The organism is Bacteroides celer, assembly GCF_002632415.2.
GTDB lineage: Bacteria > Bacteroidota > Bacteroidia > Bacteroidales > Bacteroidaceae > Bacteroides.
In genome coordinates this window covers 3,756,711-3,771,765 of sequence record NZ_CP178209.1, presented here as the reverse complement: position 1 = coordinate 3,771,765, position 15,055 = coordinate 3,756,711, and the positions used below count along the sequence as shown (strand labels likewise).

General features: G+C 39.9%; 10 protein-coding genes, 2 tRNA genes and 4 pseudogenes. 11 read left to right on the top strand and 5 right to left on the bottom strand.

Annotation, left to right across the window (positions count from 1 at the left end; genetic code table 11):
* Positions 1 to 210: 210 nt before the first annotated feature.
* From CJF29_RS15400 to CJF29_RS15385, 4 genes and pseudogenes are all read left to right on the top strand, one after another.
* A pseudogene (locus tag CJF29_RS15400) lies at positions 211 to 1,576 on the top strand (MATE family efflux transporter).
* A 40-nt stretch (positions 1,577 to 1,616) separates the two neighbouring features.
* Positions 1,617 to 2,165: a Crp/Fnr family transcriptional regulator gene (locus tag CJF29_RS15395; RefSeq protein ID WP_004297054.1), complete on the top strand. Its 549-nt coding sequence runs from the start codon at positions 1,617 to 1,619 to the stop codon at positions 2,163 to 2,165.
* A gap of 123 nt (positions 2,166 to 2,288) precedes the next feature.
* Positions 2,289 to 3,167 (top strand): helix-turn-helix domain-containing protein, encoded by an 879-nt coding sequence (locus tag CJF29_RS15390; protein ID WP_074559846.1) that lies wholly within the window; start codon positions 2,289 to 2,291, stop codon positions 3,165 to 3,167.
* Between the two features lie 92 nt (positions 3,168 to 3,259).
* Positions 3,260 to 3,682 (top strand): pyridoxamine 5'-phosphate oxidase family protein, encoded by a 423-nt coding sequence (locus tag CJF29_RS15385; protein ID WP_004309698.1) that lies wholly within the window; start codon positions 3,260 to 3,262, stop codon positions 3,680 to 3,682.
* A gap of 189 nt (positions 3,683 to 3,871) precedes the next feature.
* Here CJF29_RS15385 and CJF29_RS15380 read toward each other — a convergent pair whose 3' ends face one another.
* The 3 genes from CJF29_RS15380 to CJF29_RS15370 form a co-directional block, all read right to left on the bottom strand.
* Positions 3,872 to 4,492 carry a TetR/AcrR family transcriptional regulator gene (locus CJF29_RS15380; RefSeq protein WP_004304037.1) on the bottom strand — a complete coding sequence of 207 codons (621 nt, stop codon included), beginning with the start codon at positions 4,490 to 4,492 and terminating at the stop codon, positions 3,872 to 3,874.
* Positions 4,493 to 4,496: 4 nt separating this feature from the next.
* Positions 4,497 to 8,708, bottom strand: a complete 4,212-nt coding sequence (locus CJF29_RS15375) for an acyl-CoA dehydratase activase (protein ID WP_074638073.1) — start codon at positions 8,706 to 8,708, stop codon at positions 4,497 to 4,499.
* 624 nt (positions 8,709 to 9,332) lie between these two features.
* Positions 9,333 to 9,695, bottom strand: coding sequence for a hypothetical protein (locus tag CJF29_RS15370; protein ID WP_004326683.1), 363 nt, complete (start codon positions 9,693 to 9,695; stop codon positions 9,333 to 9,335).
* A 97-nt stretch (positions 9,696 to 9,792) separates the two neighbouring features.
* Here CJF29_RS15370 and CJF29_RS15365 point away from each other — a divergent pair, with 97 nt between their 5' ends.
* The 7 genes and pseudogenes from CJF29_RS15365 (at position 9,793) to CJF29_RS15335 (ending at position 14,469) form a co-directional block, all read left to right on the top strand.
* A complete protein-coding gene (locus tag CJF29_RS15365; RefSeq protein WP_074558974.1) occupies positions 9,793 to 11,052 on the top strand; it encodes a phosphatase PAP2 family protein in 1,260 nt (419 codons plus the stop codon).
* Positions 11,053 to 11,299: 247 nt separating this feature from the next.
* A pseudogene (locus tag CJF29_RS15360) lies at positions 11,300 to 11,668 on the top strand (putative quinol monooxygenase); the annotation flags it as partial.
* Between the two features lie 11 nt (positions 11,669 to 11,679).
* A pseudogene (locus tag CJF29_RS15355) lies at positions 11,680 to 12,506 on the top strand (carboxymuconolactone decarboxylase family protein).
* 55 nt (positions 12,507 to 12,561) lie between these two features.
* A pseudogene (locus CJF29_RS15350) lies at positions 12,562 to 12,636 on the top strand (sugar O-acetyltransferase); the annotation flags it as partial.
* Between the two features lie 98 nt (positions 12,637 to 12,734).
* Positions 12,735 to 13,298: a flavodoxin gene (locus CJF29_RS15345; protein WP_004304033.1), complete on the top strand. Its 564-nt coding sequence runs from the start codon at positions 12,735 to 12,737 to the stop codon at positions 13,296 to 13,298.
* Positions 13,299 to 13,403: 105 nt separating this feature from the next.
* Entirely contained in the window at positions 13,404 to 13,982 is a 579-nt protein-coding gene (locus tag CJF29_RS15340; RefSeq protein ID WP_074638457.1) for a Crp/Fnr family transcriptional regulator, read from the top strand.
* Positions 13,983 to 14,046: 64 nt separating this feature from the next.
* Positions 14,047 to 14,469, top strand: a complete 423-nt coding sequence (locus tag CJF29_RS15335; RefSeq protein ID WP_004326689.1) for a GNAT family N-acetyltransferase — start codon at positions 14,047 to 14,049, stop codon at positions 14,467 to 14,469.
* A 218-nt stretch (positions 14,470 to 14,687) separates the two neighbouring features.
* Here the strand turns inward: CJF29_RS15335 and CJF29_RS15330 are convergent.
* Positions 14,688 to 14,761: transfer RNA gene (locus CJF29_RS15330), tRNA-Asp, on the bottom strand.
* A 55-nt stretch (positions 14,762 to 14,816) separates the two neighbouring features.
* Positions 14,817 to 14,890, bottom strand: a tRNA-Asp gene (locus CJF29_RS15325).
* Positions 14,891 to 15,055: the final 165 nt, after the last annotated feature.

Below are 15,055 nucleotides of genomic sequence, written 5' to 3'. Positions count from 1 at the left end.
AAATAAAAACCGGTTAAAATTTGGTAATTATGAAAACAAAGCCCATATTTGCAGCCCTGAAATAGGGACAGGCATAAAAATCCTCATCGGAGGGTGCTATAATAATAATTATAGTGCTGGATAAGATGAATGGTGCAAATCATTCGCTTGTCCGGCACTTTTTTTATGTTGTAACAAAATAAGATAAAGAGGAAAAGTATCGAAGAAACTATGAAAGAGTTAGATTTGACACAAGGAAGCGTACCGAAGGTATTGTTGCAGTTTGCAGTACCTTTTCTGATTGCCAATGTGCTCCAGGCACTTTATGGTGGGGCTGACCTTTTCGTTGTCGGACAATATGATGATTCGGCAAGTGTGGCAGCCGTAGCTATTGGTAGTCAGGTGATGCAGACAATAACAGGTATTATTCTGGGTATTACTACCGGGACAACAGTGCTGATTGCTATTGCTACCGGAGCTAAAGACAATCGACAAAGTAGCTTTTACTATCGGGTCTTCCGTATGGTTGTTTTCAATAACCGGCGTAGTGCTAACTTTGGTCATGGTGCTTTTTCATAGTCGGATAGCAGAACTGATGCATACTCCCGTCGAAGCGATGGCAGATACGAAAAGCTATATTTTGGTATGCTCTCTGGGTATTCTGTTTATAGTAGGATATAATGTTGTATGTGGTATTTTGCGTGGATTGGGTGATTCTAAAACACCGCTTTATTTTGTCGGACTGGCATGTGTGATAAATATAGTGCTTGATTTTATATTGGTCGGTTATTTCCATTGGGGGGCTACGGGAGCGGCTATTGCTACTGTAACCGCACAAGGCGTCAGTTTTGGGATAGCGCTTTGGTTCTTATACCGGCACGGATTCCATTTTGATTTTTCACGGAAAGATATTCGATTGAACCGGAATCTGTCTAAAAAGATCTTGGTGTTAGGAGCACCTATTGCTTTGCAGGATGCTTTAATCAATGTTTCTTTTCTGATTATCACTGTCATTGTCAATCAGATGGGAGTCATTGCATCTGCTTCCCTGGGTGTTGTTGAGAAAATCATCGTGTTTGCTATGCTGCCTCCGATGGCTATATCATCGGCTGTGGCAACCATGACTGCACAGAACTATGGAGCGGGACTTATCAAGAGAATGAATAAATGTCTGGCTTCGGGGATTGGGATTGCTCTTGTTTTCGGTGTGTCGGTTTGCGTGTATTCGCAATTCCTGCCGGAGACTCTTACTGCTTTCTTTACGAAAGATGCTGCTGTGGTGGCAATGGCGGCAGATTATTTGCGAGGGTATAGCATCGACTGCATCGTGGTTAGTTTCGTGTTCTGCATTAATTCTTATTTCAGCGGACAAGGAAACTCGTTATTCCCGATGATTCACAGTCTGATAGCCACTTTCCTGTTCCGTATACCGTTGTCATACTGGTTCAGCCAGATAGATAGCTCGTCGCTGTTTATCATGGGATTTGCTCCACCCATTTCAACGGTCGTTTCATTATTGATCTGTATCTGGTATTTACGATATACCCAAAGGAAATTATATTTGAGTGGCACAATGATGCCTGCTATGTCGAATTAGGTGTTTTTAAGTGACATATATTAACTAAAATCTATTTTGTATGGAAGCTTATTTGAAGAAACTCTGTTTTGAGTATCAGGTGGATGAAAGAGAAGTGAAAGAGCTGTTGGCTCGAATGGAAATGGTGTATCTGGATAAAGGAGAAACGATTGCTTCTGCCACATTGCCAGAGCAGAGCTTGTACATTATTGTTTCCGGTATTTTGCATACATATACCACTCATGAAGGAGAAGAGAGAACCAATCGGTTTTTCTCTGCGGGTGATGCTGTGTTATGCTATAATTCAAGTCAGTATTCTATCAAGACACTGACGAAATGTGCTGCTTATTACATCAGTGAAGAGGAGATTGAAGAGTTGTGTGCATCTTCAATTTCATTTGCGAATCTGGTCCGTCAACTGATGGAGTATCAGTTTTACTTTAAAGAGGAAGAGGATATGAATGCCCGCAAGCTGACAGTAAGGGAAAGGTACCTCTCTTTATTGGCGGAAATTCCGGATATTCTGTACAGGGTACCATTGAAGCACATTAATCATTACTTGGGGGCAGATGTGACCAGTTTGGGATATCTGGCCGGAAGTTCTAAATAGGAAATATAACCTAGACATATTTTTCTATGTATTCCTTATCAGATGGTTCATGGCTTATTCAATCGAATCGAATTTGAAAAGTCTTTGGATTATTTGGTAAGGAATACTATTTTTGTATTCTGAATGAAAAACTCAATACCTCGATATACTTTTTATAAGCATAAGTATGGGAGTGAACTTTTGGTCGATGTAGTAGAACTGAAGTATGTGAAGAAGTTCCTGGCTAAAAGTGCTGTCCACACTCTAAATTATTATGATATTACTTTTATAACAGAAGGTAAGGGAGCTTTTTCAGTCGATAACCAAACCTATGAAGCAATTCCTCGTGACGTTCTTTTCTCTAAACCGGGGGAAATCCGGAACTGGGATACTCATCATATCACCAATGGGTATGCTCTGATTTTCGAAGAAGAGTTTTTGTCTTTCCTCTTTAAAGATTCTTTGTTTGTACAGCATCTTTCGTTTTTTCAGATAGAAAGTTCTTCATCGCTACTACATTTGTCTGATGAGCTTTATACACGCATACTTGAAACCTTGCATGATATAAAGATGGAGATTGATTCGTATCAACAGGGCGATGTACACGTTTTGAGAGCATTGCTTTATGAAGTCCTGATGTTGCTGGACCGTGCTTACCTTAAAATGACTTCGATAGAGGAGGGCAGAAGTAGGGAAGTTTCCAATAATCATGTAAGTAAATTCATGAATTTGGTTGCTACACATGCAAAAGAGCAACATTCGGTTCAATATTATGCGGATAAGCTCTGCATTACTCCTAACTATCTCAATGAGATGATAACCTCGACCATGGGGTTCAGCGCAAAACAATATATTCAGAGCAAGGTGATGGAAGAGGCTAAGAGGCTGCTTGTTTATACGGACTTTCCTATAGCTGATATTGCATTTGAACTCTGTTTTTCAACGGTTTCTTATTTTATCCGTAGCTTCCGGCAGCATACGGGAGAAACTCCGTTATTGTATCGTAAGGCGCACAAACCGTAAAAAGTGCTATTTCTACCTTTCTTTTTATTGCATTGCTTTCCTGGCATTTCTCTACTTTCGCATCAGATAATAAACCAATAATAAAAAGTAAAATGATGAGAGACGCGGAAAAAACAGTAGGCAACATGATTGATAAGCTGAAAACAGCTTTTATCGGTTCGATAGACGGTGAAGGATTTCCTACCATCAAAGCAATGTTGCAACCCAGAAAAAGAAAGGGGATAAAAACGATTTATCTGACAACAAATACGTCGTCCATGCGTGTGGCGCAATACCGTGAGAACAACCATGCGTGTATCTACTTCTGTGATACGAGATTCTTTAGAGGTGTCATGCTACGCGGTACGATGGATGTCTTGACGGATAGTGCCAGTAAAGAGATGATCTGGCAGGAGGGAGATACCATGTATTATCCGGAGGGAGTGACGGATCCCGATTACTGTGTATTGAAGTTTACTGCTATTTCAGGACGTTTCTATAGTAATTTTAAATCGGAAGATTTTGTGGTCGAATAAGGTGCAAGATGGGGTGATTGGAATGGTAATAACGGAGTGTGTCAAAACGCAGATTAACGCAAATTATCGCAGAAATAATTTTATAAGTCGTTGATTAATATATCAATATAATTGGAATAATCTGCGATAATTTGCGTTAATCTGCGTTTTATTATTCATTATGACACACCTCCTTATATAGTATCTATACTATTCCTCATAACACAATAAGTTCTGCAATTGGTTGATGATGTTTTGTTTCCATTCTTGCAGGAAGTCAGCAAAAGCGGCTTCATCTTCCAAGAATAAAGATACTATCAGGTTCTTGGCAAGAAATGGATAGCTCAATAGGCTGTAGACAGTCAGAAATACAATATGTATCGGAACCTTTTTAAGTTTACCGTCTTCCATTGCTGTCAGTATACTGTCTTTCACTTGGGATAAAGCATCTCCGAACTGAAGTTCTTTTGCAGTGGCAAGCAAGTGGTTTACATCACGCTGTATTTCTCCGCAAATGAATCTGGGAAGACAGGGATTACTTGTGAAAAGCTCAATATACTCATCCAGAATCATGCTTAGTCGCTCCATAAATGGGATATCCTGTTTTACTATATCCTGTATTTTCGGCATTAAAGACATGACTATCGAGCCGAACACGGCTTTGAACATCTTATCTTTGGTTCTGAAATAATAATGTAAAGTGGGCCGGTTGATTCCTACCGTTGCAGCAATATCACTCATGCTGGTCTCCACAAATCCTTTTTCTATAAAAAGTTGTTGGGCAGTTTTTATTATTTGCTGCTCTAAATCGCTATGTTCCGTTGTAGCCATAATTTTAGTTGTTTATGTTGTCAATAAAAAGTAATAATCTGTTTGTTATGTTCACATCGCTGACGCTACTGTCAAAGTCTAAAGATAGTATATTCATTTGAGGGCACAGCGATTTTATACGTTTTTCTATTCCTTTTTCTACAATGTGATTGGCAATGCATCCGAAAGGTTGCAAGCTAATGACATGATTGACTCCTTGGGAAGCAAAGGATAGTATTTCACCGGATATCAGCCAACCCTCTCCAAACTGGGTGCCCAGGGAGATGACTTGTTTAGCTTTTTCTGCCTTTTCAAAGATTGATTCGAACGGCGTGAAGTAATTGAAATTTTTGCCGATTTCATTCACTTTATTAATCTGCTTCTGGACTTTCTTGTATAACCAGTCGATAACAAAGTCGGGAGTGAGTTTTCGCTGCAAGTGTTGGTTCTGTCTCACTTTCAGGTTGACAAATCCCTGCATGAAGAAATCACTTATCAGTGGCGGAATCACTTCGATCTTCTGGTTGATGAGCCATGAGGTGACGTCCTTTTGAGCAAAAGGGTTGAACTTCAGGAATATTTCCCCAACAATACCTACTTTGTGACAGGATCTCTGTTCACAGATTTTGTTGAAGTCTCTGGCAGCGAGATATAAGTAGCTCAACAAGTCCTCCGGTTTATTTTTCTGGATGATGGGCTGTGCTGTATCCAGATAAAGATCGCGCAGACGGGCGGCCTGTCCCCGTTCTTTCTCACGAACGACAGCTGCATAATAGAATTTGGCAATGCAATCACTGTATAACACAGACGCAAGTATGATTGGTAAAACCTTGAGCCAGTTTACCTTAAAACCGGATTGCTCATTTTCGATACCACTGCCGAAAGCAAGTGATACCACCGGTGTATTGGTGTATCCATTCTCAATCAATGCCTTTTTTATCAGTGAAATATAGTTGCTGGCACGACATTGTCCACCGGTTTGTGTGATGGCAACGCACGTATTGGCAGGATCATAACGTCCGCTTTTAAAGGCTTTTACTATGTCGCCGACAATCAATGTTGCCGGATAACATACCTCATTATTGGAGTATTTCAATCCCCAGTCGCAAGATGCGGTGTCGCTCAACGGTAACGTTTCCATTTCATATCCGGCCACTTTCATGATGGATGGAATGAGTGGTGAAATGAAAGGCGTAAAAAATGGAGCGAGGATTTTCTTCTTTTTGTCTTTCTTGGTGAAAGGAGCAGTTGAAACAAATGGCTCGGGATCTTTCGCTTGAGAATGTTTCAAACTGAAATTCAAGCTTTCCACCAACGAGCGGACTCGTAATTTGATGGAGCCGATATTATTAACATCGTCTATCTTGAGCAAAGTAAGATTCTTGCCGTATCGTTTCAGCAAGTTACGTACTTCATCTATAAGGAAAGCATCCGGACCGCAGCCAAAAGAAGTCATCTGCATATATTGTATGTCACCCTCTTGCATTGCCGCCCACTTGGTTGCTTTCAGAATACGGTTGGTAAATGCCCATTGAGAGAGGTAATGAGTCTTTTCCAATGAAATCTCCTGCTGGCGGACAATATCATCAGTTATCACATAAACTCCCATCGCAGCAATCATGTCCGAAACCTTGTGCTGTATCAGTGGATCGCTATGGTAAGGGCGTCCGGCGAGTAAGATAATCAGTTTGTGTTTTTCCCGTCCCTCGTTCAGAACTTCCTGATTATAGGCAGCAATTTTTTCTTCGAAAGCATATTGTTCCTGTAATGCGCGTGAGAAGGCATTTTTGCATACCTCATCCCTGATACCCAAAGATTTCAGATATTCATAGCATTGTTTATACAGCAATGCTTCATCTTTGAAGGTGATAGTCGGAGCATCTATCGGTATATTCTCTTCCTGTACACTTTTGATGACTTCCGAATAACCGGAAACGATGGGGCAATTATAGCTGTTTTGCTGTTGCTTATCCTTTTTCTCGAAAACAACGAACGGCATAAATATCCGGTTGACGTTTTGCAGTGTCAGGTTACGGATATGACTGTGCACAAGTTTGGCAGGGAAGCAGATGTTATCAGACATCACCATGCCGGCAGCAGTCTCGTATTTGCTGAATGTAGAGGGGTCCGACAACTGTACCTGAATGCCGCAAGCAGTAAATAAGGTATGCCAGAAAGGGTATTCCTCATACATGTTCAGAATACGTGGAATACCTATGGTGAATAGGGGTTGTGGAATATCTGCGCTCCGGTCGAATAATAATTCCAGCTTTTTATCATACGTATTGATGCCTTTGTCCGCATGGCTTCCTTTATTGGAAAACACCTTCTCACACCGGTTGCCGGAGAAGTAATGGTTTTCACTGTTGAACGTATATCGCATGATGGCGCACTGGTTCTCGCACCCCCGGCATTGAAGTTGCTTGGAAGTATATTGTGCCCATTGGAGCATCTCGTTCAGCTCCGTCACCCGGGCATTTTCGACTTGTTTGGCATATAGGGCACAACCAAGAGCACCCATCAATTCAGGACAGTTACTGCGGAAGGTTTGTTTCCCGGTCAGCTTTTCCAGACTTCGTACGATGGAATCATTACGCATGGTTCCTCCCTGCACGACAATATGGTCGCCAAGTATCTCCGTGTCTTTTAATTGCAGAACCTTATACAGGCAGTTTTTAACAACGGAATAAGATAATCCGGCAGCTATATCCGCTACGGACGCTCCTTCCCGAAGTACCTGTTTTACTTTGGAGTTCATGAAGACTGTGCAACGTGTACCCAGATCACATGGTGCTTGCGAAAAACAAGCTGCTTTGGCAAAGTCCTCCACACTGTAATCCAGCGATTGCGCAAATGTGCTGATAAAAGAACCGCAACCGGAGGAACAGGCTTCATTGATTTCGATTCTGTTGATTACTCCGTCGTTCACAAAGATGGCTTTCATATCCTGCCCTCCAATATCCAGGATAAAAGAAACTTCTTTGCTGATATGTTTGGCAGCAGCATAATGAGCGATGGTTTCAATGATTCCCGCATCCATGTGGAAAGCCGCTTTTATCAGATCTTCTCCGTAACCGGTAGAACATCCTCCTTTTATGCGCAGGGTAGTTCCTCGTCTCCGGCATTCTTCATATAGTTTCTGCAAGCCGTTCTCTACTGTTTTTATAGGGTTTCCGTTGTTGTCGTGATAATAGGAGTAAAGGATACGATGATTGTTGTCGAGTACTACGATTTTGGTGGTAGTAGAGCCGGAGTCTATGCCGATAGTTGCTTCCTGTAATCCGGGACGCAGACTGGCATATTGAATTTTATACTGGTCTTTTTCTTTTTTCCATGACCGATATTCTTCCTCACTGTCGAATATAGGAGAAAGATCACTCTGGAAAGGTGAGGTAACACTTAGTTTGTTTTCTATTACCTGTATCAGGTTGGAGAGATGAATACTTTCTTCATTGTTCTCTGCCAATGCTGCTCCCCAGGCAGGGATCAGATTTCCTTTTTCCGGTAATATGAAATCTGTATCTTGTGACAGATTCAGATAGCTGGCAAATGCTTTCCGAAGGGCCGGAATAAAAGTCAATGGGCCACCGCAGAGTAATACCGGAGCTACGATATTGCAACCGCGTGCAAGTGTGACAGTGGTCTGTACGGCTACTGCATGGAAAATGGAAGCTGCTATATTTTCTTTAGATATATTTTTGGCTATCAGATTCTGTATGTCCGTTTTGCAGAATACTCCGCAGCGTGAAGCGATAGAGTATACCTGATTGGAACGAAGTGCTAGTTCATTCAATTCGTCGATGGAGACTCCAAGCAGAATAGCCATCTGGTCAATGAAAGCCCCGGTTCCGCCGGCGCAATTTCCATTCATGCGCAGGTCTGTAGCCTGTCCGTCCTGAAAGAAAACAACTTTCGCATCTTCTCCTCCAATATCGATCATAGTGGCTGTGTGCGGATGCTCCCGGCGCACATAGTTTGTTGCAGCTACAACCTCTTGCACAAACGGCAGAGAGCATTTCTCTGAAATTCCCATTCCAACAGAGCCCGTAATATGGAAAGATAAAGGAATATCACCCAACTGTTCCTTTATTTGATAAAGAAATCCGAGTAAACATTCTTGTATTTTTGCCTGATGCCTTTTGTATCCGGAAAACAAGACTGTAGTTCCATCTTTGTCCAATACTACCATCTTGGCGGTAGTAGAGCCTATATCTAAACCCACTTTATATGCATTCATATACCAAACATCTTAAATTAGACCTCGTGTTTGACACTTGTGTCAGACGCAAATGTATGTAAAAATATGGTAGATACGGCAAATCGTAATTGAAGTTTTGGGTTTAATTAACGAATTGGGAAAAAAGAAAGATGGAATGTGAGGGAGGAAAACGATTGTGTAAATAAAGAAGTAAATGAATGATTGTATGCTTATATTACTTGTAAGGTTGTAGCAGATCTTTTATGGTGAATCCTAGAAATCTTGTTTACTCTATTTCTGACAAAAGGAAACGTGGCTTTTAATAAACCCGGATTCTGTTTATAATAAACTTTTTGATAGTTTTAGTAAAACGGTATTCGAGTTTATTATAAACTATTGTAGAACAGTTTTAGAATCAGACGAGAGATTTTAAGCTGAATTATAAACAAAATGGGGCAATAATCATTCGACTATTGCCCCATATCGTATAGGAGTGGTATTGTAAAATACCAGGTTATTTATGATTTATGTATGATTATTTCTTACTATTTTCATGTTGCTTATACTTTTTCTTTTCTCAAAGATACAACATAAAAAGTCCTTTGTCAAGAGTCTGATGAGAAAAGTATCTTATCGGTTTTAAAAATAGAGTCCGCGTGCCATTTAGTTTTCTGTATCCGAGAGGGATTCGCTAATAAAATGATTCCAAATCATATTTTGCAGGTGATCTTCGAATTTGAGATATTCTGTAAGTTTGGCTTTTATCGGACGTGTCACATTTGACATATAAGTTTCACAGCTGTCATGCAACAAACATCCCAACTGTATATGGTTGGAAAGTCCTCGTGTTTTAGCCTCTTTGCAGCACGCGATAGAATGTTGGGCAACAGAATAAAAGAAACGGGTATGACCGTTTGCACGACAGATCAAAGACAAGGCATGAGCGATGTCTTTCATATCAATTTTTTCAGGAACAGGATGGATGGGGTCGAAATGCTTCCCCGTAAAAGTTGTAATGTAACTCATAACTATAGAATTTATAGTCATATTTTTGTAAATCTTCAAACTTTCTACAAAGTTGCCTGTTATCTTTGTATCCTAATTCAAAAGAAATTACGATAGCATGAAAAGGATTGTAATATGCATTGTTGGCATTTGTAGCTTTTCTTTCTTATCGGCTCAAAATTCGGCAGATAATGTAATGGCAGAAAGAGGGGATAGTTTGCGTATCTCTACAACAACCAATTTTAGTAGAAGGCTTGATAAATTCTCATCTTCCCGTTTCTATCAGATGACGTATATCGGCGTTCCGTTAATTGTTGGTGGCTTGATTGTAAAAAGGGAGGACGATCATTTTCGAGGTTTACGTAACGAATATCTGCCCCGTTTCAATCGTCATTTGGATGATTATATGCAATATGCCCCTGCTGCGGTGATGCTTGGTATGAAAGTAGCTGGAGTACAAAGTCGCAGTTCATGGGGTAGAATGCTCGTTTCCGATGCTTTTTCTGCACTGCTGATGGGTGGTGTGGTAAATACTTTGAAGCAAACGACGAATGTCGAGCGTCCGGATGGTTCAAACAAACACTCTTTTCCATCCGGACATACGGCTACGGCATTTATGACTGCTACCATGTTTACTAAGGAATACGGACATAAAAGTCCGTGGGTAGGTGTCGGAGCATATAGTGTGGCTACTGCAACCGGTCTTATGCGGATGGCAAACAACAAGCATTGGTTAAGTGATGTATTGACGGGTGCAGGAATCGGAATATTGTCAACGGAAGTGGGGTATTACTTTGCTGATCTGATATTCAGGGAAAAAGGGATCAATAGGTTTGCGAATGAAAATATGTTCGACAGGATGGACAAGCCTTCATTTGTCAGTTTGTATCTCGGGTTGAATATTCCGTTGAGCGGTTATGATATTGACGAAGAAATGGAGTTCCGTACTTCATCAGGCAGTTCGGCCGGTGTGGAGGGGGCCTATTTTTTTAATCCGTATGTAGGCGTTGGAGGACGATTCACAGTTTCCAATACTTTGATTATTGTCAATGAAGAACGGGCAGAGAATAACACCTTTGATGCGATATCACTTTGCGGAGGAAGCTATTTTTCATATCCGTTGTCTTCACGATGGCTGATAGGCAGTAAACTTCTGGGTGGATACGTGCATTATCCACAATTGGAATTAACTGACCGGTCGGTTTCTTCAAGAAGTGGTTTCTGCATGGGAAGTGGGGTTTCCTTGACGTTCAAAGCAAAGGAATATTATGGAATCCGTTTTTTTCTCGATTATAACTTGCTTCCGTCACATAGCAGAAACAGTGGTGAGTATATGAATATGCTTACTTTGGGGTCATCATTTATGATTACGTTCTAAATCGTAGTATATTTAATTCTTTTATTGGCAATATAATTCATTTCATTCGAATTATGTACGGTTCTTTATTGCAGAATCGGGGATTTGGGTACAAAAATCCGTAATTGATATACAATTCCATTCGTTTTATCGCAGTAAATTTGCAATCAGAAGTTTAATAATGAAAAGATAGAAGATGATGATAAAAACAATTCTAAGTGTTTTGTCTTTATTCGTTATGTTATCATGCAGTATGACAGGGAAAAAGGATATAAAACAGCAGCCTGGTATGTGCGCCAAATTACCTATGGCGGCTGACGGTATTGTGCGGCTATCGAAAATCGAGGTTTATCCGGAGTATCTTGAAGAATATATGAAATATGCGACCGAAGTGGGTGAAGTCTCCTTGCGTACTGAACCGGGAGTGCTGACTATGTATGCCGTCAGCGAAAAAGAGAATCCTGGCAGGATAACTATTCTTGAAACTTACGCGAGTCAGGAGGCTTATAAATCTCATATTGCATCGGAGCATTTTCAAAAGTACAAGCAAGGAACGCTGCACATGGTTAAGACTCTCGTACTCTCTGACCAAATGCCGCTTAACCCCGCAAATTGCATTAATAACTTCATTCAATAAACGAAATGATTATGAATAAACTCCTTTTATTTTCAGTATTTAGTATTTTAACACTCAATGTTATGGCACAAGAAAAGATAGTACAGACGGCAGGACGCGACCAGTTAGGAACGTTTGCCCCCAAGTTTGCGGAACTTAATGACGATGTTCTCTTTGGAGAAGTTTGGAGCCGCACTGACAAACTCGGTCTGCGTGACCGCAGTTTAGTAACCATTACCTCCCTTATCAGTATGGGAATCACGGACAATTCGCTCGTTTATCATCTTCAGTCGGCGAAGAAGAACGGCATCACCCCACGGAGATCGCAGAGATTATCACTCATATAGGTTTCTATGCAGGTTGGCCGAAAGCGTGGGCAGCGTTCAATTTGGCAAAAGGAGTATGGTCTGAAGATATTGTTGGTGAGGATGCCAAAACAGCTTTCCAGCGTGAGATGATTTTCCCTATTGGCGAACCCAATACAGCCTATGCACAGTATTTTATTGGTAACAGTTATCTTGCTCCGGTTTCGCGCGAGCAGGTGAATATCTCTAACGTTACTTTTGAACCACGTTGCCGCAATAACTGGCATATTCACCGTGCAACGAAAGGTGGCGGACAGATGCTTATCGGTGTAGCCGGTCGAGGCTGGTATCAGGAAGAAGGTAAACCGGCGGTAGAGATTCTGCCTGGTACGGTTATCCATATTCCTGCCAATGTGAAACACTGGCACGGAGCTGCTGCCGACAGTTGGTTTGCTCATCTGGCTTTCGAAGTTTCCGGTGAAAACACTTCCAATGAGTGGCTTGAACCGGTTACAGATGACGAGTATAACAAACTCGAACAGACTAAACGATGATTTTTGCTAATCCTGCTTTATCTTTTGAAAGGAAATAATATGACTACCGAGGAATTTTAAGGAATATGTAAAGACGCGCAAAGCGCTTAATACAGAAGAAATACATCGTTTGATGGACGATATGGGCAATTATCAAAGTAATGGAAGAATGAAAACGCCTGTGGGGTTACTCCATCGTGATAATGTCTAAACTAATTAATGATAAGAAATATTTAAAATCAAAATAAAATGAAACAGATTATATTCATATTTATGAGTCTCCTTTGCTTTAGCTGCTCATCAAAAGCGCAGAATCAGACAGCGGATACTAATGTACAGTCCGATAAGAAAATCCTGGTTGCCTATTTCTCTTGTACTGGAACTACAGAAAAAGCCGCCGATGCCATTGCAAAAACGGTTGGCGGCAAACTTTATCAGATAACTCCCGCTACAGCCTATACCTCGGCAGATCTCGACTGGAACAACAAGAGTAGCCGTAGTTCAATTGAAATGACGACTGAAAATTCACGTCCGGAATTGGGGGGAGAAGCGCTTAATCTGAAAGATTACGACGTGATATTCCTTGGTTACCCGATATGGTGGAATTTATGTCCGCGTCCGGTCAATACATTCCTTGAGAAATATGATTTTTCCGGTAAAACCGTTATTCCATTTGCTACTTCCGGAGGAAGCTCAATAACTAATAGTGTAAAACAACTCAAGAAACTTTATCCAAAAATCGTATGGGGAGAAAGCCGATTGTTGAACGGAAGTGTCAAGCAGGCCGGAGAGTGGGCGAAAGGAGTAATATAAAGATGGCTACTGAAAATATATTCACTAAATATGAGAAGTTAAATAGGGCGGAAGTAATAGTGAATATATTAAATGAGTAAGTATATTACGAATCATATTTAGATTATGCTTTTAGAAAAACTACTTAAAGAATTTAATTTTAGTACTAATATTTTTAATTGGGAGGAGTTTAAGTTATTCGACCAATATTTTGAACGAATATTAGTTAGTAAAGGTACATTTTTGATTAAGGAAGGAGAAACAGAGAGGTATAGTTATTTCGTTTTTGAAGGAATATTACGTTGTTGGCTTTTAAATCATAACGGGGAAGAACAAACTTTCTGGTTTTGTAAAGAGGGTACGTTTTCAATGTCAAACATATCTTTTACATTACAAACTAGGTCTGCATTTAATGTGCAAACAATTGTAGATAGTGTTATTTACCGAATAGACAAGAAGCAAGTAAATGAACTATATACCGCTATCCCTAAAGTAAAAACTGTATTTGAAGATTTAAATGCTATATTGTTGAATAAACTTTTGAAAAGAAATATCGACTTGATTAAATATTCTCCTGAACAGTATTATCTACAGATGATGGAAGAATATGGTATTACATTAAACTATATACCATTAAAAGATATAGCTTCTTATTTGGGTATCACACCGCAAGCACTAAGCAGAATCCGTAAACGTATTTTTTAACTTGGGTTCAGTGTTTTGAATGTATAAGTAACGAACTTTGCGGCTTTAAATTGCAATTACAAGTATGATTAGAAAAATTAAAGTTACGGATTATCCACGTTTGATGGAAATTTGGGAAAGTGCAGTATTGAGTACACATGATTTTCTTAAAGAGGAAGATTTTCTATATTATAAGGAACGACTTCCGGTATATTTTCAGTATGTTAATCTATTCGGATTTGAACAAGAGGGAATCTTAATCGGATTTATGGGAATTGCAGAAGGAAATCTTGAAATGTTATTTATTGACAATAAGTATCGAGGCGCAGGAATCGGAAAAAAATTAATAACTTATGCCATAGATAATTTGCAAGTAACTAAAGTTGATGTGAATGAGCAAAATGTTCAAGCTGTCGGTTTTTATAAATATATGGGTTTTAACATATATAAAAGGTCGAATTTGGACGGAGAAGGTAAGGAATATCCTATTTTACACATGCAGTTGTAGTCTCTGTTCAATTATAAACAGATGCTTAGTATAGGTACCTTTAATTGAAGATGTAATGTTACATTTGAATAAAATGATTGGTTAAAAAATCATTGTAGAGTTTGAATGGGCACATCTATCGCCTACTTAAACTCTGTTTTAAATGAACTGAAGAAAAAGAAAAAAGCTCTGAATTTCTTGAATTTCAGAGCTTTGCTTTAATTTGCTATTTGCTTTCGCGGTGCGTACGGGACTCGAACCCGTGACCCCATGCGTGACAGGCATGTATTCTAACCAACTGAACTAACGCACCAAATTTTAATTGGATTAACTCATTTATATTTCTCTCTGCTTCTTAGTGAAAGAAGCGGTGCGTACGGGACTCGAACCCGTGACCCCATGCGTGACAGGCATGTATTCTAACCAACTGAACTAACGCACCAGAATTTCAATTTATTAATCTGCATCTCTCTCGATTGCGGGTGCAAAGGTAGTTGTTTTTTGTAAACCTGCAAGCGTTTTGAGAAAAGTTTTTTTCAAGAAAAAAACAAGAAAAATGCTTAGTGTCTCATTTTGAGTACTTTTGTAATGAAAAAAAATATTCGTT

Excerpts from the sequence above, each read along its gene's own strand:
- CJF29_RS15395 (WP_004297054.1), top strand. The coding sequence starts at position 1,617 with ATGGAAGCTTATTTGAAGAAACTCTGTTTTGAGTATCAGGTGGATGAA.
- CJF29_RS15390 (WP_074559846.1), top strand. The coding sequence starts at position 2,289 with ATGAAAAACTCAATACCTCGATATACTTTTTATAAGCATAAGTATGGG.
- CJF29_RS15385 (WP_004309698.1), top strand. The coding sequence starts at position 3,260 with ATGATGAGAGACGCGGAAAAAACAGTAGGCAACATGATTGATAAGCTG.
- CJF29_RS15380 (WP_004304037.1), bottom strand. The coding sequence starts at position 4,492 with ATGGCTACAACGGAACATAGCGATTTAGAGCAGCAAATAATAAAAACT.
- CJF29_RS15375 (WP_074638073.1), bottom strand. The coding sequence starts at position 8,708 with ATGAATGCATATAAAGTGGGTTTAGATATAGGCTCTACTACCGCCAAG.
- CJF29_RS15370 (WP_004326683.1), bottom strand. The coding sequence starts at position 9,695 with ATGAGTTACATTACAACTTTTACGGGGAAGCATTTCGACCCCATCCAT.
- CJF29_RS15365 (WP_074558974.1), top strand. The coding sequence starts at position 9,793 with ATGAAAAGGATTGTAATATGCATTGTTGGCATTTGTAGCTTTTCTTTC.
- CJF29_RS15345 (WP_004304033.1), top strand. The coding sequence starts at position 12,735 with ATGAAACAGATTATATTCATATTTATGAGTCTCCTTTGCTTTAGCTGC.
- CJF29_RS15340 (WP_074638457.1), top strand. The coding sequence starts at position 13,404 with ATGCTTTTAGAAAAACTACTTAAAGAATTTAATTTTAGTACTAATATT.
- CJF29_RS15335 (WP_004326689.1), top strand. The coding sequence starts at position 14,047 with ATGATTAGAAAAATTAAAGTTACGGATTATCCACGTTTGATGGAAATT.